Genomic DNA, 19,471 nt, shown 5'->3' with positions numbered 1-19,471 from the left:
GTGCTAGCCGGCGATCACGAAGCTCAGGGCGCCCTGAGAAGCCAGCAGGGTGATGAGGCCGAGGACCACCACGAGACCCACGGACCACGGGGCGGCCTTCTTGAGCAGCTCGGGTTCGGAGCCTGGCTTGTCGATTGCGGAGGCGGCGATGGCCAGGTTCTGCGGCGACACGATCTTGCCAATACCGCCGCCCACCTCGTTGACGGCGAGGAGCAGGTTCGGATCAATATGGAGCGTGTTTGCGGCCGCGTACTGCATACCGCCGAATAGCGCGCCGGTGGAGGTGGCGGAACCCGTGACGGCGGTTCCAATCCAGCCGAGGATCGGGGAGAGGAACGCGAAGGTAGCGCCCGCGCCTGCCATCCAGGTGCCGATAGCCATGGTCTGGCCGGAAAAGTTCATGACGTAGGCCAGGGCCATGATCGCCATGATGGTCAGGATGGTGAGGCGCAGATTGACGATGGTGTGGCCCAGCGTGGAGATGCCGCGTCCGAAGGAGAACGGGTAGCGCCCACCGGAGGAGGCAAGGCCGTACACGAGGGAGACAATGAGGCCCGTAATAAGCAGCATGGTGCCGGGGCTGGAGAGCCAGGAGAAGTTGAAGACGGCCTGTTCATTGACCTTTCCGGTGGCGTCTAGCAGCTGCCCGTAGAGGCCCGGCCAGTGAATCTTGATATCCGTGGAGGAGAGCCAATCGGGAATAGCGCCGCCCAATTTGGCAATGCCGAACACGATGACAACCAGCCAGTAGGGCAGCAGACCCAGTGTGACGCGGCCGCCGGAGAGTTTCTCGGCTGGCGTTTGCGTAGACATACCCTCGGCCGCGGTGGGAGTCCAGAACCGCATAAGCACCACGACGGCCGCGAAGGAGAGCAGCGAGGCAATAACGGCCGTGAGTTCATAGGAGATGAAATTGGAGCCGATGAACTGGAAGAGGGCCATGGTGACCCCGGCCGTGAGGGCTGCCGGCCACGTCTGCTTGAGCCCGCGCCTGCCATCCAGGATGGCGAGCATGAGGAAGGGCACGAAGACGACAAGAATGGGGGCAATACGGCCGGCCGTGCCACCCACCAGGGTGGGATCCTGACCGCCCTGGGCGGCCACCGTGGTCATTGGAATGGCGATAGCGCCAAATCCCACGGAGAGTGCGTTGCCCACCATGACGGCTACGGCCGCGCGGATGGGCGGTGCGCCCAGTGCGAAGAGCATGGCGGTGGCGATGGCCACCGGGGCGCCGAAGCCGGCCAGGCCTTCCAAGAGGCCGCAGAAGCAGAAGCCGATGAGGAGCGCCTGCACGCGCATATCGCCCTTGCCCACCGTGGAGAACACGGCACGCACGTCCTCCGAGCGGCCTGAGGCTTCGGTGAGGTTGTAGAGCCATACGGCCATGATCACGATGTAGAGAATAGGAATGAGGCCGAAGGCGGCACCCTGGAGGCCGGACATGATGGAGAGGCCAACGGGCATCTTGAAGCCGAAGACAGCTACGAGGATGGCGGCTACCAGACAGATGAGTGAGCACCAGTGCGTTTTCATCTTGAATACGCCGAGAAGTACGAAGAAAAGTGCAAGGGGAAGAAGTCCCAGTAGTGCGCTACCCACCAGTGAGCCGCCCACAGCTGTGGCAGACGGTGTAAATGTCATATTGGCCTCCTCAATAGGAAAAATGCCGCGTGGTGGCCGTCCTTCATTGGGCGACCGTTGCCCTTAGCGTAAAAAAGTGTGCCGCTTGCCACGGTGTGTGACTAATTTTGCAACAAGAGCGTGACGTAAAGGGCGACAATAACGCGACGAGACGGGCAGCGTCGGGCCGACAGCTCGAGTCGGTTAGTTGCTAGTCCGGTAGCGCGACGGCGCCAGCTTCGCGGCGTGCCAGACCATCCTCGAGAAGCGCGTCGAGCGCCGGCGTGAAGCGGACGTCAGGCAGGCCGGCCTCGTGTTGGAGGCGTTCCAGGGACACAGGGTGCCGGGCAGCGCGAAGTACCGCCATGATTTTGCCGCGGGCTTCCCGCTGGGTGCCGGTGAACTTCTGGGTGGTGCGCGGTGCGGCGTTATGCGGCTTCCCGGCCTGCACCCAGCGGCAGGTTCCGGCAATGGGGCACTGCTCGCACGCCGGGTTCGTGGCGGTGCATACAAGCGCCCCGAGCTCCATAATTGCCGCGTTCCACTGTGCCGCGGCCTCGCCGTCGTCCGGCACCAGCTTGTCCGCACGTTCCAGTTCGAACTTGCGCGGGCTGGGCGGAGGCAGTTCGGTGCCATGTTGTCGGGCCAGCACGCGTCGAATATTTGTATCGAGCACAACGGAACGTTCCCGGTACGCGAAGGCGATGACGGCGTCGGCGGTGTAGGGGCCCACGCCCGGTAGGGAGAGCAGATCAGCCCGGTTGCGTGGTAGTTCACCTCCGAACTTTTCGACGACGACGCCCGCGCACTCCTGCAGGCGCAATGCCCGCCGCGGGTAGCCGAGCCGGCCCCACGCCACCAGGACGTCGGCAGCGCGCGCGGCCGCCAAATCTTTGGGGGTCGGCCAGCGTTTCATCCAGGCGGTCCAGGCGGGTAGTACGCGGGAAACGGGCGTCTGCTGACTCATGACTTCGCAGACGAGGATGGCCCACGGCGGCGTGCCGGGTTCGCGCCAGGGAAGCGGGCGGCCGTGCTTAGCGAACCATTCAATGACCTCGAAATACACCTGTCCAGTGTGGCACGGCGGCGTGCGCGGGGTGCAGGCGGCGGTATTCGCAGACGTTCCGGCGCTCGCGGTGCGGGGCTTTTGGGGGTGCGGACCGGGGCGATAGTGGCGCAGGCGCACGTCCACCGTGCGGCACTGGTAGCGTGGCGGGCATGAAGGATGAGCAGCCGAACAAGCCGGGGCGCCCGCGGGAGTCTCGTTCGCGTGGCAAGGGCTCGCGCCCGGCCGGCTCCCCGGCCCGCCGTGCCAGCGCGTCGCGGCAATCCGCCACGGGGAAACGTGGTGGCCACGGTAACTCGGCACGGCAGCGGGACGCCGGGCAAAACACGAAGCGTCGGCCGCGGCGATCGGCGTCGGGTAGCGACCGTGCTACCGGCGGTAGGCGCTCTACCGGTACCGGGCGAACGTCCGCCGCGGCGGGAACTCGATCGGCGCTCAGTCAGCGGGGCGAACGTACGCAGCGGCAGGGTGCCGGGCGGCGCGGCGATGCCTCTCGGACGCCACGGGACCGCGCGCGAGCAAGGCAGGTCCGGGAGCATCCGGCCACCACACGCGCCGTTAATCGACGGCTGCTAGGCATCATGGCGGTGGCTGTGGTGCTCATTATCGTTGTCTCCGCGGTGCTGTATTACGTGATGGGCAAGGTGGCTAGCCATTCCGAGGCCCAGTCCGCACCCACACAGGCCCTTTACACGCCGACGGCGTGTTCTCCGGACATGCTGGACGTCAGCCTGGCGGTGGACGGGAGTAGCGCGGGCGGCACCGTGGCTTTCACGGCCACGCTCACGAACCGTTCGGAAACAAACCCGTGTGTGGTGGACGTCGGGTGGGGAAATACGCGGCTGGAGATTACCTCCGGTGGACAGCACATGGCCGATCCGCTGGCCTGCAAACCGGGCTCCGAGTCCAAACGGTTACTTCTTGACCGGAAAATGAGCACCACGGTAACCGTTGCCTGGTCGGGGAAGATTGCGGCGGAAGGGTGCCCATCCGGTGGCCGCTCCGCCGGTACCGGCACCTACGCGGCCACCTACAGTTTCACCGATTCCTCCGCTAAGGCCACGACGGTTACGTTCGCGTTGGGCAATGGGCGCGCAGCCGAGATTCCTACCGCCACGCCCAGCACCACCCCGGAGCCCACGCTCACGGTGACGCCGGATACGCACCCTGAAGGTGCCGATGCCGCCGGTACCGCACCCGCGGATGAGGTGGCAACCGCGCCGGCCACCGGCCCCTCGGAGGCCCAGTAGTCGGGCCGGGCCCGGGCCGAAAGGAAGGCCGGGCGCGCCGAGGACGCTGGCCCTGGTCCGCTATCCACGACGCTGCCACCGCGTGTGCCCGCCGCGTCGAGGACGCCAGCATGAGTACCTACGCCTGTGTGGGGAGCACAGCCTGCATCGCCTCCTTGATGTCGGTGCAGGGGCGTGTACGAATGGACGCCTTCGATGGAATCTCGGAGCTGGCGGGCACTACGGCCGTAGTGAAACCGAGCCGTGCTGCCTCGGAGAGCCGGTGAGCCAGCCCGCTGACGGGCCGCAGTTCACCCGTGAGCGCCACCTCGCCAATTGCGATCACGCCCGGCGCTAGTGGCAGATCCATGGCGGCGGAGGCCAGCGCCAGCGCCACGGCAACATCCGCGGCCGGCTCGGTCGCATGGGCGCCACCCACCGTGGAGACGAAAACATCCCGCTGATCAAGGGGAAAACCCAGCCGCGATTGCAGTACGGCAATAGTGAGTGCCACGCGCGGGTAGGCCACACCATTGGTGGTGCGTTGCGGCCGGCCGGAGGTGGGGACCACCAGGCCCTGGACCTCCACCGGCATGGGACGCCGGCCCTCCAGCGTCATCGTGACGCAGGTGCCCGGCACGGTGAGATTGCGGGAGGACAAAAATAGTCCGGATGGATCCGGAAGGCCCACAATTCCCGTATCCGTAAGCTCAAAGCAGCCCACCTCATCCGTAGCGCCGTAGCGGTTCTTGACGGCGCGCACCATCCGCAGCCGCGAATGCCTATCACCCTCAAACTGGCACACCACGTCCACCAGGTGCTCCAGCATGCGCGGGCCGGCAATGGAGCCGTCCTTCGTTACGTGCCCCACCAGCAACACGGGAAGATTGCGCGTTTTGGCTACATTGACGAGGGCGGCGGTTACAGCCTTGACCTGGGTGGTACCACCGGCACCGCCCTCCGCGGTGGGATCAACAATCGTTTGTACGGAATCCACCACCAGAAGTGACGGGCGGGTGGATTCCACGTGCCCGATCACCCGGGACAGATCCGATTCTGCGGCCAGGCGCAGGGCAGGCACCATCGCGCCGATACGCTCGGCCCGAGAGCGCACCTGGGAAGCGGATTCCTCACCCGTCACATAGAGCACCGGCGGTTCACCGTTCGCGGTCGCCTGTTCCGCCGCCCGTGCCGCTACATCCAGCAGCAGGGTGGACTTTCCAACACCGGGTTCTCCGGCCAGTAGGATCACCGCGCCGGGCACCAGGCCGCCGCCCAGCACCCGGTCGAGTTCCGGCACGCCGGTGGGGCGTTTCGTGGAGGCGGTGGCGGCCACCTCCGTGATGGGCAACGCTGGGCTGGAGGGCGCTAATGCCGGCCGCTGGGCGGAGGAGACGGGCGCCGCAACTTCCTGGAGGGTGGCCCACTCTCCGCATTCGGGGCACTGGCCCACCCATTTGTGCGTTACGTAGCCGCAGTTGGTGCATTGAAATGTTTGCGCGGGTGCCTTTGCCATGAGATCAGCCTAGCTACGTGCTCCGACACGACGAACCGGTCCGCTAGCCATCGTGCCGGCTTGCCATCATCGGCGATCCGAGCGGGCTAACGGTTGGCGAACTCTTCGAGTAGTTCGGAGTCCCCGGACACGATGATGGTGTCCTCGGCGCCAATGCGCGCGTCCGGCGTGGCGTACTCGAAGGGATGATCCGGTGCCTTCACGCCGATGATGCGCACACCGAAGCGCTCGCGAATACGTGACTGGGCGATGGTGAAGCCGGTGATCTCCTTGGGCGGACGCATTTTGACAATGGAGAAGCCATCTTCAATCTCGATATAGTCCAGCATGCGTCCGGAAAGCATGTGGGCCACGCGCATGCCGGCATCGAATTCTGGATACACCACGTGGTGGGCCCCAATTCTCCGCAGAATTCGCCCGTGGGCGCGGGAGATGGCCTTCGCCCAGATCTGTGGCACGTGGACATCGGACAGATTCGCCGTAATGAGTACGCTCGCCTCAAGGGAGGTAGAAACGCCCACGACGGCGATCGGGAAATCCTGCGCGCCCACCTGCTCGAGCGCCTCGGGATTGGTGGCATCGGCCTCTACCACGCGGAGACGATGAGACCATTTTGCCACCAGATCCGGGTTCTGTTCCAGCACCAGTACGTCACGGCCCAGCTCATCGAGGGTGGTGGCAATGGCGGATCCGAAACGGCCCAGGCCGATCACCAGGACGGACTGGTCCTCACTCTTTGCCGCCATCATGCTCCCTTCTGTTGAGGTTTAGCATAACCGGGCGGGCTTGGGGAATGCCGGCTTGCGGGACCCGACGTTCTACCGGTGGCTTCGGCGTCGTCACCCAATCACCGGCCGCTCCTCGGGGAAGCGAATCTGTGTGCGGCGCTCGCGGAGAGAGAGGGCCGCGGCGATGGTCATGGTGCCAGTGCGGCCGAGGAACATAAGGAGGACCAGGAGCAGCTGCGCGGCAATGGGTAGGCTCCCTGTGATGCCCGTGGAGAAACCGCAGGTGGCGAAGGCGGAAATGACTTCGAGCATTACTTCGGATAGCGGCAGGCCCGTAATAATGAGGAGCGCGATAATACCCAGCCCCACGATGAGTGCGCCGGCCAGTGCCACGGCGATAGCCAGGCGGAGTACCTGCGGTGGGAGCCGCTTCCCGAACGCCTCCGTGTCACGGTCACCGCGGGCCTCGGCGCGCACGGCCAGCACCATGACGCCCAGTGTGGTCACTTTAATGCCGCCGGCGGTGGAAGCGGAGCCGCCGCCGATGAACATGAGCGAGTCGATGATGAACTGACCCGAGGGCGTCATGCCGCTAATATCCACGCCCGTCAGCCCGGTGGAGCGCGCCGAGGACGAGAGCACGGCCGCTGCGTTAACCCGGTCCGCAATGTTCAGCGTGCCCAGCGTGTTTGCGTTATCCCACTCGACGAGCACGATCGCCAAAAATCCCAGCAGGAACAGGGTGACGTAGGTGACCAGGGTGATTTTGGTGGTGACGGACCAGCGTGCCGGATGGCGCCGATGCCGCCAAATATCCAGGATGACGGGGAACCCGAGTGCGCCCACCACCGTGCCCACAATGATCGGGATGGAGAGCGCCGGGCTGCCTACATACGGTGCCATGCCCTCCGGCATCACCACGAATCCACCATTATTAAAAATGGAGACGGCCATAAAGTAGGCGTCCCACAGGGAACGCACCAGGGCGTTACCGCCGCTCAGGAAGAAGGGCAGCAGCGAGACAAAAAGAATGCCCTGGGCGGAAAGGGACACCACGACCACCGTGGAGAGTAGCGTATACACCTCACCGAGGGAAGACTGATTCTCACTGGCTGTGAGCATGCGCTGCGTGAGTCCGACATGCCGGGAGACGGCCATACCCAGGATCGATGCCAGTGTCATCACCCCCAGGCCGCCCACAATGAGTCCTAGCGAGATGAGGAATTGGCCGAGCGGGGACCAAAACGTGGCCGTATCCACCACCGTCAGTCCCGTGACGCACACCGCAGAGGTGGCCGTGAACAGTGCGTCAACGAACCCCGCCGAGGTGCCGGAGGAGGTGGCCGCCGGCAGACAGAGCAATCCCGTTAGCATGAGGATGATCCCGGCAAACACCATGAGTGCCAGGCGGGCCGGGGAATCCCGTGCTACGGCATTGACACTCTCCCGGATGCGTGCGCGCATCTCGGCTACGCCGGTGTCACGTGTTTCACGTGGTAGCGCGTCCCGCCGCATGGTCCTCCCCTCAAGCGCCAGTGTCCCTGGAAATCCTAGCCGTGTGGCCCGGTTCGAGTGATATTCCTGAAAACGCTCTGTGAAAGCGGCCGGGGTGAGATAGCATAACCACGGATTTAGTTTCATGTCAGGAACAGTGATGCCCGAAGTCTCATCTCATGGCCCCCGGTTCTACACCGTGGCGGAAGTTGCTGAATTTGCGCGCGTCTCCCGCATGACGGTGTACCGGATGGTGCATTCTGGGGAGCTGCCGGCGGTGCGCGTAGGCGGCTCCTATCGTGTGCCCGCTTCGGCGGTAGAGCAACTATTGGGCGGCGCCATGGGGGATCAAGGCGGTGAGGAGCGCCGGCTGGCAAAGTAATGCCGCGCACAGCATCCCATGGGTGTGGCGTAGATCTGTACAATAGCCTGGTGTTCTTTAGGGGATACCCCTATTTTTCGAGAGTTTGGAGGTAACGGATGGGTTCCGTTATTAAGAAGCGTCGTAAGCGCATGTCCAAGAAGAAGCATCGCAAGCTTCTTCGCAAGACTCGTCACCAGCGCCGCAATAAGAAGTAGGCGAGGAGGGCACCTGTCGATAGCGGCGGGTGCCTTTTTGGTTCCTGTTCAACTCGGAGAGGGGTGGAGATATGACTAAGGAACCGCATTGGTTGAGCCAGGATGAACAGTACGCCTGGAGGGCATATCTCCGAGGCGTTGCTCAGGTTACCGAAGCGCTCAATCGGGACCTGTTGGATCACTTCAATATTTCTCTAAACGAATATGACGTGCTGTCCCGGCTCTCGGAGGCAGAGGGGCGCACATTGCGCATGTCCGAACTGGCGGACCGTATGGTGCACTCGCGTTCCCGCCTCACCCACACCGTGCGTCGGCTGGAGAAAGCCGGGTATGTTTCTCGGCACACCAATGCCGAGGACCGGCGAGGCGTGGACTGCAAGCTCACGGATACGGGCATGGATCTCGTAGAAGATATGGCGAAGGTGCACGTCGCCTCCGTGCGGCGCGTGCTAGTTGACCGGTTGGGGCATGATCAGATGCTCGAGCTGGGCCACCTCATGGAGCAGGTGGTGGTGGACCCGGAGGATATTCGATGACCCAACTGACCACGGTGCACCTGGTTCGCCACGGAGAGGTGGATAACCCGGACGGCATTATCTATGGGCGTCGGGATGGTTTCCATCTGACCGCACTGGGGCATGCCATGGCTGAGGGTGTTGGCCGCTACTTCGCGGATCGAGATGTGCGGGCCGTTATCGCGTCTCCGCTGGAACGTGCCATGGAAACAGCCGCGCCTACCGCGCGCCGACACGGACTAGAGGTGCGCACGGATGCGCGCCTGCTGGAGGCCGGTAACCGGTTCGAGGGCGTTAACGTCAATCGCAACCGCTGGGTGCTGGCCCGGCCGAAGTACTGGTCCTGGTATCTGGACCCGTTCCTGCCGGGTTGGGGTGAGCCCTACCGGGAGATTGCGGAGCGCATGAGCGGGGCGGTGCGCGCCGGGATTACGGCCGCGCGCGGCGGTGAGGCTGTCCTGGTCAGCCATCAGCTTCCCATCTGGGTGGAGCGGCTATTCGTGGAGCGACGTTCCGTCTCGCATGATCCGCGCCATCGGCAGTGCTCCCTCTGCTCGGTCACCTCGCTGACGTTCGAGGGGCGACGGCTCATTGCCGTCGATTATGCGGAGCCGGTAGCGGATTTGCTTGCCAGCGCGCGGGATGTGAGTCCCGGCCAATCCGCGGCGTCTCTGAACGAAGGCAAGTAGTTCGGCGCCGGGCGCTAGCGGCTAGGTTCGACGCCGAATGGCGCGGCTCCAGCGTGGCGGGGTTCGTTACTTGGCGTCGCCGTCGTCGTTACGCTGCTCCCGCTCCCATTCCTGGAACTTGAGCTGGTTATCCAACCGGTCGAGAAAATCGGTGTCATCATTCGGTGCGACCGGCTGCTGCGGGGAACGGCCACCAAACGTGATGGTGCGCTGCGGGTGCCGGTAGGGCCACATGACCGTAATCCAGATGATCGTGCCAACTACGGGCAGGAAAATAACCAGTAGGAGCCAGGCGGTTTTGCCCAGGTGTCCGGGCATTTCGGCGCCGTCCGTGCGGGCGCAATCCACTATGCCGTAGAGCCACACGGCCAGGGCGAGGAGAAATATAGCGGCGCGTACCATGGTGCTAGTCTACTCAGCTGCGCGAACCGACGAACCATGCGGTTCGCGCAGGGCCGGCCTGCTACAGGGTGGCAAGCCCGAAGGTCGCCAGTGCGGCAAGCCCGAAGCCTAATTCCACGAAGCCGGTGTTGCGCAGCACCGGGATGAGCGCCTTGCCGGTGAGTGCGCGGCCGCCGTTTCCGAGCACGTCACGCACGCAGCTGACCGCCAGGGCGAGGGAAACAACAAACAGTATCCACCACCAGCCGATCACGCCAATGCAGCACGCGGAGAGTATGAATGCAGTGCCGATCGCCAGGCCGTAGGAGGCCCGCGCACGCCGGTCTCCTAGGCGTACGGCGAGCGTGTGTTTACCGGACTGCGAATCCCCCGGAATATCGCGGATATTGTTAACCATGAGAATGGCGCAGGCGATGAGCCCCATCGCGCAGGCCATAAGCCATCCCGTCCATGCCACGCCGTCCGCCTGCGTGTAGGTGGTGCCGGCGGTGGCTACCAGGCCGAAGAAAATAAATACAAACACTTCGCCGAGCCCCATATAGCCGTAGGGGTGCTCACCGCCCGTGTAGTACCAGGCGGCGGGCAAACACAGAATGCCAATAACAATGAGCCACCAGTGGCCGCACAGTGCAACGAGCCAGAGGCCGAACACGCATCCGAGCGCGAAGAAAGCAAACGCCACGCTGCGCACCACGTCCGGGGGTACCAGACCGCCGCCGGTGAGTCGGGGCGGACCCATCCGGACGTCGTCGGTGCCGCGAATACCGTCGGAATAATCATTGGCGAAATTCACGCCCACCTGGAAGCACAGGGCAATGAGCAGCGCCAGGGCCGCCCGGCCCCAGTTAACGCCGCCCATGGAAATGGCTACGCCGGTGCCTGCAAACACCGGGGATACGGACGCGGGGAGCGTGCGCGCGCGGGCGCCCTCCAGCCAGTCACTCATTGTTGCACTCACGGGTTTATCGTAGGTCACCCCTCCGACACAATCTTGGGCGAGCCTGCACTATTTGTTCGCGCGGCGGCGGCGTGGCCGCCCTGCCTCTAACCGGTCCAAATTCGCCCGCGCCACCGTGGCCCCGGCGTGATTGAATGTGTCCATGATTGCACGCGCTACGTTGGAGAAGCGGTCCGGGGATGTCTCCTCGATGTTTGACCAGATCGCCGCCCACTATGACATGACGAACGACGTGCTTACCCTCGGGCAGGTGCGCGTGTGGCGTGCGGCGATGGTGAGCGCGCTGGAAATTACGCCGGGCAAACGAATTTTAGATGTGGCCTGCGGTACGGGCACGTCCACGGCGGCCTATGCGCGCGCGGGCGCAGATGTGACCGGGGTGGACTTCTCCGAGGGAATGCTGAGTGTGGCGCGCACGCGCCATACCGGTCTGGATTTCCGGCAGGGAGACGCCACCGCGTTGGATTTTCCGACTCATTCCTTCGACGCCGTTACGGTTTCGTACGGCCTACGAAACATTGAGAACCCGGCGAAGGCGCTGCGCGAGATGCGGCGCGTGACGCGACCGGGCGGATCCCTGGTGATCGCCGAATTCTCCACGCCCACCTTCGCCCTGTTCCGCGCGCTTTACCACTTCTACCTCGAGAGTGTGCTACCACGGGTGGCGCGGCGGACGTCGTCGGACCCGGAGGGCTACTACTACCTCACCGAATCAATCCTTGCCTGGCCGGACCAGGACACCCTCGCGCGCCGGATACAGGAGGCGGGGTGGCGCCGCGTTTCCTACCGCAATCTTTTCAACGGCATCATGGCCATCCACCGAGCGGTGAACCCCGGTACCATGGGAGCATTGTGACAGATCAAACCGCCCTGGAGGCCCACGTTGAATCTGGCCGCGCAAAGGTTGAGGCTCTGCTTCGCCGCGTGGCCAGTAACCCTGACGTGCGCGCCGGCCGTGCCACCACGCACCTCCTCGCGGCCGGGGGGAAGCGCCTGCGCCCCACGCTGGTCATGGTGACCGCGCTACTGGGTCCGAATCCCGAGTGCGATGACGTGGTGACAACAGGCGCCGTCATGGAGCTCACTCACGTTGCGTCCCTCTATCACGACGACGTCATGGATGACGCGACCATGAGGCGCGGCGTACCCGCCGCCCAGGAAGTATTTGGAAACCGGGTGGCAATTATGGCGGGGGACATCCTGTTCGCCACCGCCTCCGAGTTGGTGGCCGAGTTGGGGCCGCGCGCTGTACGTTCACACGCGCTCACGTTTGTGCGGCTCTGCATGGGGCAATTACATGAGGGCATGGGGCCGGCCGCGGGCGAGTCGAGGCGGGACCATTATCTTTCCGTGCTTTCGGACAAGACGGCCTCGCTCATCGCCGAATCCGCCCAGGAGGGCGTGTATGCGGCGGGCGGCAGCGCGGAGGATGCCGCGCAGGTGGCGCGCTACGGTGAAAAGGTCGGGGTGGCCTTCCAACTGGCTGACGACTACCTGGACATTATGTTCGACGGCGCAAATACGGGTAAAACGCCCGGAACGGATCTGCGTGAGGGTGTGGATACCATGCCCACAATTCTGCTTCGGGAACATGAGGCGGATGGCACGCTGGATGCCGCGGGTCAGCACGCCCTCGCCGGGATTGCCGCCGGCGTACAGGAGGATGCGGCGCTGGCGGAGGTGGTGGATGCCTTGCGGCAATCCGCTGTCATGGACGAAACGCTCGCGCTCGCGAAAGAGTGGGCACGCGAGGGCATAGACGCATTGGATGGGTTGCGCAATCAGCCTGTGCGTGAGGCGCTGGTTGAATTTGCGCGCCACTCTGTAGAACGAAGTGCCTAGGGTCCTGTGCCGGCACGGCTGGCGGTGCGGGCTGGCCAGGCTAGCCAGGCTAGCCAGACGTTGAACGTGACCCAGGACAGCGTCTGGCGGGCAGGTACGCCGTCGTCGGGTATGGCTGATGTGTGGAACGCGGCGGCGGGAAACGGACCGTGCGTTTACACTAGGAACGGTATGCCCGCAGGGCAACGATAGGAGCTTTAACCAGTGGCACGCTTAGTCGACAAGATTCTCCGCGCCGGCGAAGGCCGGACGCTTAAAAAGCTGAAGAAGATCACCACTCAGGTCAACGCGCTTGAGGACTCCATTTCTCAACTCACGGACGCTGAACTGCGGGAACAAACGGATCAGTTCAAGGAGCGCCTCGCGGACGGCGAAACACTCGATGCGCTTCTGCCGGAGGCATTCGCTACCGTGCGTGAGGCGGCCAAGCGCACCCTCGGGCAGCGCCATTTTGATGTGCAGATCATGGGCGGCGCCGCACTCCACATGGGCAATATTGCCGAGATGAAAACCGGTGAAGGAAAAACGCTGGTGGCCACACTGCCCGCCTACCTCAATGCGCTTGACGGCAAGGGTGTTCACATCGTCACCGTGAATGATTACCTGGCTTCCTACCAGTCCGAGCTCATGGGGCGCGTTTACCGTTTCCTTGGCATGAGCACGGGCGTGGTACTCACCGGGCAGAAGCCTGAGGAGCGCCGCAAGCAGTACAACGCGGACATCACCTACGGCACCAATAACGAATTCGGCTTTGATTACCTGCGTGACAACATGGCGTGGACCCCGGATGAGCTGGTGCAGCGCGGTCACCACTATGCGATCGTCGATGAGGTTGATTCGATTCTGATTGACGAGGCGCGTACACCGCTTATCATCTCCGGCCCCGCCGAAGGTGACGCGAACAAGTGGTACCGGGAATTCGCGCGCATCGTGCTCCGGCTCAACCGCGATATTGATTACGAGGTGGATGAGAAAAAGCGCACGGTAGGCATCCTCGAGCCCGGCATTGACAAGGTAGAGGACACGCTGGGCATCAATAACCTCTACGAATCCCTCAACACCCCGCTGATTGGCTACCTCAACAACGCCATTAAGGCGAAGGAACTATTTGAGCGCGATCGCGATTACGTGGTGTTGGACGGGCAGGTGCTCATTGTGGATGAGCACACCGGGCGCGTGCTGCCCGGGCGCCGCTACAACGAGGGCATGCACCAGGCCATCGAGGCAAAAGAAGGCGTGGAAATCAAGGCCGAAAACCAAACGCTGGCCACCATCACGCTGCAGAACTACTTCCGCATGTACGACAAGTTGGCCGGTATGACCGGTACGGCGGAAACCGAGGCGCAGGAATTCCAGTCCACCTACGAGCTGGGTGTGGTCCCGATCCCCACGAACAAGCCCATGATTCGTAAGGACCAGACGGACCTCGTCTACCCCACGAAGGCGGGCAAGTTGCGCGCCATCGTGGAGGATGTGCAGGAGCGTGTGGCGAAGGGTCAGCCTGTGCTGCTGGGCACCTCCTCCGTGGAATCCTCCGAAGAAGTTTCCGCCCTCCTCACGAAGGCGGGCATTGAGCACCAGGTGCTGAACGCCAAGCAACATGAGCGCGAAGCCAAGGTAGTGGCGGAAGCCGGCCGCAAGGGAACGGTCACGGTGGCTACCAACATGGCCGGCCGTGGTACGGACATCATGCTGGGCGGTAATCCCGAGCATCGCGCACAGGCTGCGCTGGCCGCTCGCGGGCTTTCCTCGGAGGAAACGCCGGAGGAATACGAGGAGGCCTGGCCGGAGGAACTGGCCAAGCAGCGTGAGGCGGTCAAGAAGGAACACCAGGAAGTGGTGGAGGCCGGCGGCCTTTACGTGCTGGGCTCGGAGCGGCATGAGTCCCGCCGTATCGATAATCAGCTGCGCGGGCGTTCCGGGCGCCAGGGTGACCCGGGTGAATCCCGCTTCTATCTCTCCCTTGAAGATGACCTGCTGCGTCTATTCGCGTCGGGGCTCACCGGCAAGCTGCTCTACCGCGCCACGGATGATGACGCGCCGCTGGAGGATAAGCGCATAGCCAAGATCGTGGAGCGTGCGCAGACGGCGATCGAGGCACGCAATGCCGAGATGCGTAAGAACGTGCTTAAGTATGACGACGTGATGAACGACCAGCGCAAGCAGGTGTACAGCGAGCGGCGGTCCATCCTGGAGGGTGAGGAGGTTCAGGAGCTGGTGGACGGCTTCCTGGACTTTGTTATCGAAGATCTGGTGCACGCGCACATTTCCGGCGACGCCGCTGACGACTGGGATCTGGACGCCCTGTGGACGGACCTCAAGGGCTACTACACGCCCGGATTTACGCCCGCCGAGTTGGCGGATGACCGCGGCGGGTTGGGGCGCCTGGACCAGGAGACACTGGTCAAGGAACTCAAGGCGGATATTCACGCGAACTACGAGGAGCGCGAAGCCGAGGTTGGCGGAGACACCATGCGCGAGTTGGAGCGCCAGGTGCTCCTTTCGGTGCTGGATCGCAAGTGGCGCGAGCATCTCTATGAGATGGACTATCTCAAGGAGGGCATCGGCCTGCGTGCCATGGCACAGCGGGATCCGCTAGTGGAGTACAAGAACGAGGGCTTCCAGATGTTCCAGGCGATGAACTCGAACATTATGGAGGAGACGGTCCGCTACCTGTTCAACTTTGAACTGCCCAGTGAGCGCGCCGCCCGCGAGGCCCGGGAGGCCGGGGAGCGGCAGGCGGAGGCGCAGGGCTTCCAGGCTGCCACCGCCGGGCTGAAGGTGACGCCGGAGCAGCTGGGTATTGCGCGGCGAAGCCGGCAGGAGAACGTTTCCTACTCCTCAAGTTCGGACGACGCCGGTAGCTCCAGTAACGCGGGCGCCTCCGCGGGTGCAAAGGTAGCGGCATCCGGTGGGAACCGGGCGCAGCGCCGCGCCGCGAAGAAGGCGGCACGGAAGAAGTAGCGGCGGGCCGGGTTGGCTGGTCCGATAACGGGGCCGGCTGAGGTAGACGGAAGTGAAGCGGCGCCCCGCAATGTGTGGGGCGCCGTTCTGTATGTGTGGGAGTTAGCCGATGGTTGGGTGAGCTGCGGCGTGTGGGGCGCCGCTGAGTTGATGGAAAACTTTTGAGTTGACGGATATTTCGTCACTTGACGGAAAACTTCCGGTTTCAGCCCTGATATTGGCCTCAGACCGGGCATTTTCCATCAACTCGGGAGAAAACCATCAGCTCAGCCCTCCGGACCGGCGCAGTGGTAGGCACCGGCGCCTTGAAAATCGCGGTCGCAGTAGGATTTGCCGATTCGCCCACCCCAATCGCGCGGCGCGGAGGAAGTAGGGGCTGGCCCGGCCGGGTCGCTGGCCTGGCAATCAGATCGGCTGAAGTGGTCGGAAGCGAGGCGGCGCCCCCTAAAGCGAGGCGGCGCCCGACGGGCGGGGCGCCGCCTCTCATGGTGGCTCAGCCGATCTCCAGGGCGACGATGCGCCAGCGATGGCGCAGGAACTCGAGTCGTAAGGCTGCGGCGCGAACCTGGGCGCCGTCGTCCGCGACGGCGGTGATCTCCGCAACCCGGCAGCGCGGACGGGACACGTGGAGGCGGTGAATTCGGGGCGGCGTGCTGCGCTCCGCGCGCCCGTGGAGGCGCATGGCCAGGCCGGCGCGGCGTGAGAGTGCGCCGTATACCTCCGGTACCACCCAGTTGCGGAGACTTGAGGCCGGGCGGTGCCCAAGGAGAATCTGGAGTGCATAGATAATGGCGGCACCGGCCGTGCGTACGGGATTGGGCGCGTCAGCCGGTAGGGGATCATCGAGCGTCATTGACTCGTCCCGCCACACATCCCGATAGGGAGAGGTGGCGATTTTGCAGCGGTCCCACGGCTTCTCGGGTGAGGTAATGGGAATGGGCGGCGGTGGCGGTTCAGGGTGATCCGCGATGGGCGGTGCCGATACCAGGCGGGAGCGTGGCGGGCGGCTGGCGTGGATAGCGAACGCGGGTTGCGCGGCGGCGGTCATGGCAATTCCTTACTTCTGGACGCTCAGTGCGGGGACGCTAAGCACGTCACCCGGGTGAATGAGACTGGGGTTAGTGATGTTGTTGGCTTGCACCAATGCGTGGATGGTGCGGGCGATGACGGCGTCCGAGGCGCCGGCGGGCAGCAGCGAAGCGGCGATATTCCAGAGGGATTCGCCGGGGAGCACCGTGTAGGTGGAGACCGGGGGAGCCGGCCGGGTGGACGTGGCCGCGCCGGGCGCGGTGCCAGAATGGCTCCCACCGGCTGATTCGCCGGTCATACTGGCTGATTCGCGAGTCACGTCCGCCGATTTGTCAGTCGTGCTGGCTGATTTGTCAGTTACGCCGGCCGCACTTGCCGAACCCCAGCCGAGATCCGGTACCGGTGTGGATGGTGCGGGTAAATCGGTGAGAACGGACATGCTTGCAGGCGGGGCGGGCAAGGCTGGTGCGGCCATGGCCGGTGTGGCGACGCCGACGGAGAGGACCCCCACGGCGAGCGCCACTCGCACCCGCCGGATGCCTCGGCGGGCCGCCCAGCGTACGAGCGCCCCGCGGCTACCTTGCCTTGCCCGAGCCAGCGCCAGGTATGAGGCGCTCACCCAGGCCAGGCAGAGCGCGGCTATGGCCAGCGCCACGGTGGCGCCACCCAACGCGAGGCCCGCGCCCGTGGCGGCGGCATAAAAATCGAGATCTTTTCCGGCGTGAATTGCGGCGAATCCAGCCATGATCGCGCCGCATCCGCACAGGGCGGCTAGTACGCCGGCACCACGCGAATTTTCCATGACCTTCTCTTTTCATCCCGTTTGATGCTTTTCGTTACGTTGTGATTGTCTGGGCTGCACTTAATGTGATTCAGCCGGGCACACCCGTTGCCAAAGTGAACAGTTCGTGAATTTGGCGCGCGGGCAAGAAATGGCCCGTAGCGTGAGCGCATGGATGATCTCGATGCCCTGTTTGACGACGTAGCCTCCCGCATTGAGGCCGAAGAATTTCAGGCCGGCATGGGCGAGGCGGGCGAATTGGGCGCCGCCGAAGCTGGCGCGGTGAGCCTCGTGATGCTGCTACGCGCTGCCATCGGGCAGCAACTGGAGCTATTGACGTGCGGTGGAGTGGTTCATTTAAGCATCGAAGCCGTGAGTGACACCGTGGTGGTTGGCCGCCCCGCGGAGCCGGGCTTTAGCGCCATTGCCGTGCCCGCCCGGGCAATTATGGAAATTGGTTCGACGCCACGCTATGCCGTGGCGGCTCAGTCCTCATCGAGGGCGCTGGGGCTTGGCGCGGTACTGCGCAGGTACGTGGGTAATGACGTCGTCGTCACTACGAATTCGGGAGTCCTACGCCGCGGGGTACTCAGGAGGGCGGGGCAGGACTGGTGCGAGGTGGCCGGCCGCGTCATCGCCTTCGAAGCGATCAGCGCCGTCCGGATGCGATAGTAGAGCGCCGTGGGGCGCCTAGTGGCGCTCGGAATCTGCGATCAGGTCCCGTGTGTGCTGGTAGCGCTCCGCCACGTACTGATCCAACGCCGCCTCCTCGATGCGCCACTGGCCGCGGCCACCCACCTGGATGGCCGGGAGTTCGCCCTTATGGATGAGCGTGCGGATCTGGCCGGCGGAGACGTTGAGAATCTCGGCAACGTCTGCGATGGTCAGGAACTTTGACATGCCGCTATCCTCGCACGTTTTGCTCTCCCCTCGAAGTTTTCCACAGCGGTGGATATGGTCTGCATCCCGCCACCGCCCTTTGGCAGTCTGGGCGGTGAAGGAGGTCCCATGTCCCGTCCACGTTGGAAAGATCCGCGGCTATTTGCCGGGATTGCGCTGGTGGCCGTGAGCGCCGCCGGTGGCGCCTATCTATTCGCCGGGCCTGACACGGTGCCGGTGTATCGCGCGCGTAGTGCCGTGGTGCCCGGAACCGCGCTCGCGGATGCACCACTGGAGCTGGTGGAAGTGGCGCCGAATCTTGCCGACCAGTACGTAGGCCCCGCGGAGGCGGGTGAACGCGCTGTATCCGTGACTGTTCATGAGGGCGAGCTGGTGCCGAAAAGTGCGGTGGCGGAGCGAACGGAGGGCGCGGACCTGGTGCTGCCGCTACTCTCGGAGGCACCCGACTCACTCGGGCCGGGCGCGGCGGTGGACGTGTGGGCCGTGGTTCTCAATAGCGTGGAGCACTCCGCTGCGGCACAGGTGGTGGCGCATGCGGCCACACTGCGTGGCGTGGGCACCGCGGATTCGCTTAGCCACCCCACCGCCGAGGTTCGGCTAGCAGATGCGGACGTGTACACGGTGCTGCCGCTGCTCAGCGAGGGCGCCCAGTTTGTCCTGGTTGGTGCGCAGCAATGACCGTACTGCTATGCCTCGAAGGCGAACTTGAAGTAGCCGTTCTGCAGGGGCTCACGGCCGCCGAAATTCAGGTGGCGCGACGCTGCGCGGACACAGTGGAGCTCCTGGCTACAGCCGCCGCTGGTCTGGGGCGCGTGGCGGTTGTTGCGCGCCTTGACGTGGCCAGTGCCGGAGCGCTGCGGCGCTACGGTGTGCGAATACTGGGTGTGGGGGTGGCCCCCGGCCCCGCGTACGACGCCGTAGCCACGCCCGTGCCCACCGAGATTGTTGCGGAGGTGCGCGCGCTAGGTGCCCAGAATGAGCCTGGCGGTAGTGGTTCGCCGGTGGACGGGGAGCTGGGGGGGTGGGCTCGCGTGGCGGTGAGGCGGGTTCGCACAGCGGTGAGGGCAGTGTGCCCGGCGGTAGCGCAATCGATACGTCTGGTGGCTCACCGACCGTTGCGCCAGTGGTTGTGACGGCTGGAGCCAGCGGCGATGGG

The 19,471-nt window shown here is 64.3% G+C and carries 21 protein-coding genes; 11 read left to right on the top strand and 10 right to left on the bottom strand.

The window, feature by feature from the left end; all coding sequences use genetic code 11:
- Positions 1 to 3 precede the first annotated feature (3 nt).
- Together EIH27_RS05370 and EIH27_RS05365 are read right to left on the bottom strand one after the other, a co-directional pair.
- Positions 4 to 1,644, bottom strand: coding sequence for an L-lactate permease (locus EIH27_RS05370; RefSeq protein WP_124039882.1), 1,641 nt, complete (start codon positions 1,642 to 1,644; stop codon positions 4 to 6).
- Between the two features lie 190 nt (positions 1,645 to 1,834).
- Positions 1,835 to 2,689, bottom strand: coding sequence for an HhH-GPD family protein (locus EIH27_RS05365; protein WP_124039881.1), 855 nt, complete (start codon positions 2,687 to 2,689; stop codon positions 1,835 to 1,837).
- 152 nt (positions 2,690 to 2,841) lie between these two features.
- Here EIH27_RS05365 and EIH27_RS05360 point away from each other — a divergent pair, with 152 nt between their 5' ends.
- Positions 2,842 to 3,939, top strand: a complete 1,098-nt coding sequence (locus EIH27_RS05360; protein ID WP_124039880.1) for a hypothetical protein — start codon at positions 2,842 to 2,844, stop codon at positions 3,937 to 3,939.
- Between the two features lie 118 nt (positions 3,940 to 4,057).
- Here EIH27_RS05360 and radA read toward each other — a convergent pair whose 3' ends face one another.
- The 3 genes from radA to EIH27_RS05345 form a co-directional block, all read right to left on the bottom strand.
- Positions 4,058 to 5,434 carry a DNA repair protein RadA gene (gene radA, locus EIH27_RS05355; RefSeq protein WP_124039879.1) on the bottom strand — a complete coding sequence of 459 codons (1,377 nt, stop codon included), beginning with the start codon at positions 5,432 to 5,434 and terminating at the stop codon, positions 4,058 to 4,060.
- Between the two features lie 86 nt (positions 5,435 to 5,520).
- On the bottom strand, positions 5,521 to 6,183 hold the full coding sequence (locus tag EIH27_RS05350; protein WP_124039878.1) for a potassium channel family protein: 663 nt from the start codon (positions 6,181 to 6,183) through the stop codon (positions 5,521 to 5,523).
- A gap of 90 nt (positions 6,184 to 6,273) precedes the next feature.
- Positions 6,274 to 7,677 (bottom strand): TrkH family potassium uptake protein, encoded by a 1,404-nt coding sequence (locus tag EIH27_RS05345; protein ID WP_241152977.1) that lies wholly within the window; start codon positions 7,675 to 7,677, stop codon positions 6,274 to 6,276.
- Between the two features lie 124 nt (positions 7,678 to 7,801).
- Here EIH27_RS05345 and EIH27_RS05340 point away from each other — a divergent pair, with 124 nt between their 5' ends.
- The 4 genes from EIH27_RS05340 to EIH27_RS05325 all read left to right on the top strand — a co-directional run bounded on the left by EIH27_RS05340 (position 7,802) and on the right by EIH27_RS05325 (position 9,439).
- A complete protein-coding gene (locus EIH27_RS05340) occupies positions 7,802 to 8,038 on the top strand; it encodes a helix-turn-helix domain-containing protein (protein WP_420892140.1) in 237 nt (78 codons plus the stop codon).
- Positions 8,039 to 8,136: 98 nt separating this feature from the next.
- The gene (locus EIH27_RS05335) at positions 8,137 to 8,235 is read left to right on the top strand and encodes a 30S ribosomal protein bS22 (RefSeq protein ID WP_005504750.1); all 99 of its coding nucleotides are present in this window, start codon (positions 8,137 to 8,139) and stop codon (positions 8,233 to 8,235) included.
- Positions 8,236 to 8,306: 71 nt separating this feature from the next.
- Entirely contained in the window at positions 8,307 to 8,771 is a 465-nt protein-coding gene (locus EIH27_RS05330) for a MarR family winged helix-turn-helix transcriptional regulator (protein ID WP_124039877.1), read from the top strand.
- Positions 8,768 to 9,439 carry a histidine phosphatase family protein gene (locus tag EIH27_RS05325; RefSeq protein ID WP_124039876.1) on the top strand — a complete coding sequence of 224 codons (672 nt, stop codon included), beginning with the start codon at positions 8,768 to 8,770 and terminating at the stop codon, positions 9,437 to 9,439. Before EIH27_RS05330 ends, EIH27_RS05325 begins: the two co-directional genes overlap by 4 nt.
- 66 nt (positions 9,440 to 9,505) lie before the next feature.
- Here the strand turns inward: EIH27_RS05325 and EIH27_RS05320 are convergent, their stop codons facing one another.
- Entirely contained in the window at positions 9,506 to 9,841 is a 336-nt protein-coding gene (locus EIH27_RS05320; protein ID WP_124039875.1) for a PLD nuclease N-terminal domain-containing protein, read from the bottom strand.
- 61 nt (positions 9,842 to 9,902) lie between these two features.
- Complete coding sequence (locus tag EIH27_RS05315; RefSeq protein ID WP_420892139.1) at positions 9,903 to 10,799, bottom strand: 1,4-dihydroxy-2-naphthoate polyprenyltransferase; 897 nt, start codon at positions 10,797 to 10,799, stop codon at positions 9,903 to 9,905.
- A 142-nt stretch (positions 10,800 to 10,941) separates the two neighbouring features.
- Here EIH27_RS05315 and ubiE point away from each other — a divergent pair, with 142 nt between their 5' ends.
- From ubiE to secA, 3 genes are all read left to right on the top strand, one after another.
- Positions 10,942 to 11,655 (top strand): bifunctional demethylmenaquinone methyltransferase/2-methoxy-6-polyprenyl-1,4-benzoquinol methylase UbiE, encoded by a 714-nt coding sequence (gene ubiE / locus EIH27_RS05310; RefSeq protein ID WP_124039874.1) that lies wholly within the window; start codon positions 10,942 to 10,944, stop codon positions 11,653 to 11,655.
- Positions 11,652 to 12,641, top strand: a complete 990-nt coding sequence (locus EIH27_RS05305; RefSeq protein WP_241152976.1) for a polyprenyl synthetase family protein — start codon at positions 11,652 to 11,654, stop codon at positions 12,639 to 12,641. Before ubiE ends, EIH27_RS05305 begins: the two co-directional genes overlap by 4 nt.
- Before the next feature lie 204 nt (positions 12,642 to 12,845).
- Positions 12,846 to 15,605 carry a preprotein translocase subunit SecA gene (gene secA, locus EIH27_RS05300; RefSeq protein WP_124039873.1) on the top strand — a complete coding sequence of 920 codons (2,760 nt, stop codon included), beginning with the start codon at positions 12,846 to 12,848 and terminating at the stop codon, positions 15,603 to 15,605.
- Positions 15,606 to 16,098: 493 nt separating this feature from the next.
- On the opposite strand, the gene EIH27_RS05295 is transcribed toward secA, so the two are convergent.
- Positions 16,099 to 16,653 (bottom strand): Rv3235 family protein, encoded by a 555-nt coding sequence (locus EIH27_RS05295; RefSeq protein ID WP_124039872.1) that lies wholly within the window; start codon positions 16,651 to 16,653, stop codon positions 16,099 to 16,101.
- A gap of 9 nt (positions 16,654 to 16,662) precedes the next feature.
- Positions 16,663 to 17,436, bottom strand: a complete 774-nt coding sequence (locus tag EIH27_RS05290) for a LysM peptidoglycan-binding domain-containing protein (RefSeq protein WP_124039871.1) — start codon at positions 17,434 to 17,436, stop codon at positions 16,663 to 16,665.
- A gap of 150 nt (positions 17,437 to 17,586) precedes the next feature.
- Between EIH27_RS05290 and EIH27_RS05285 the strand changes: the two genes are divergently transcribed.
- On the top strand, positions 17,587 to 18,087 hold the full coding sequence (locus EIH27_RS05285; RefSeq protein ID WP_124039870.1) for a hypothetical protein: 501 nt from the start codon (positions 17,587 to 17,589) through the stop codon (positions 18,085 to 18,087).
- Between the two features lie 18 nt (positions 18,088 to 18,105).
- On the opposite strand, the gene EIH27_RS05280 is transcribed toward EIH27_RS05285, so the two are convergent.
- Positions 18,106 to 18,315, bottom strand: a complete 210-nt coding sequence (locus tag EIH27_RS05280) for a helix-turn-helix domain-containing protein (protein WP_124039869.1) — start codon at positions 18,313 to 18,315, stop codon at positions 18,106 to 18,108.
- Positions 18,316 to 18,423: 108 nt separating this feature from the next.
- Between EIH27_RS05280 and EIH27_RS05275 the strand changes: the two genes are divergently transcribed.
- Positions 18,424 to 18,993, top strand: a complete 570-nt coding sequence (locus EIH27_RS05275; RefSeq protein ID WP_124039868.1) for a hypothetical protein — start codon at positions 18,424 to 18,426, stop codon at positions 18,991 to 18,993.
- On the top strand, positions 18,990 to 19,448 hold the full coding sequence (locus EIH27_RS05270; protein ID WP_124039867.1) for a hypothetical protein: 459 nt from the start codon (positions 18,990 to 18,992) through the stop codon (positions 19,446 to 19,448). Before EIH27_RS05275 ends, EIH27_RS05270 begins: the two co-directional genes overlap by 4 nt.
- The last annotated feature ends 23 nt before the right edge of the window (positions 19,449 to 19,471 follow it).

Source organism: Neoactinobaculum massilliense (assembly GCF_900604955.1).
GTDB classification, from domain to species: Bacteria; Actinomycetota; Actinomycetes; order Actinomycetales; family Actinomycetaceae; genus Neoactinobaculum; species Neoactinobaculum massilliense.
The sequence above is the reverse complement of the archived record's forward strand: the minus strand, read 5'-3'. Positions and strand labels throughout refer to the sequence as shown.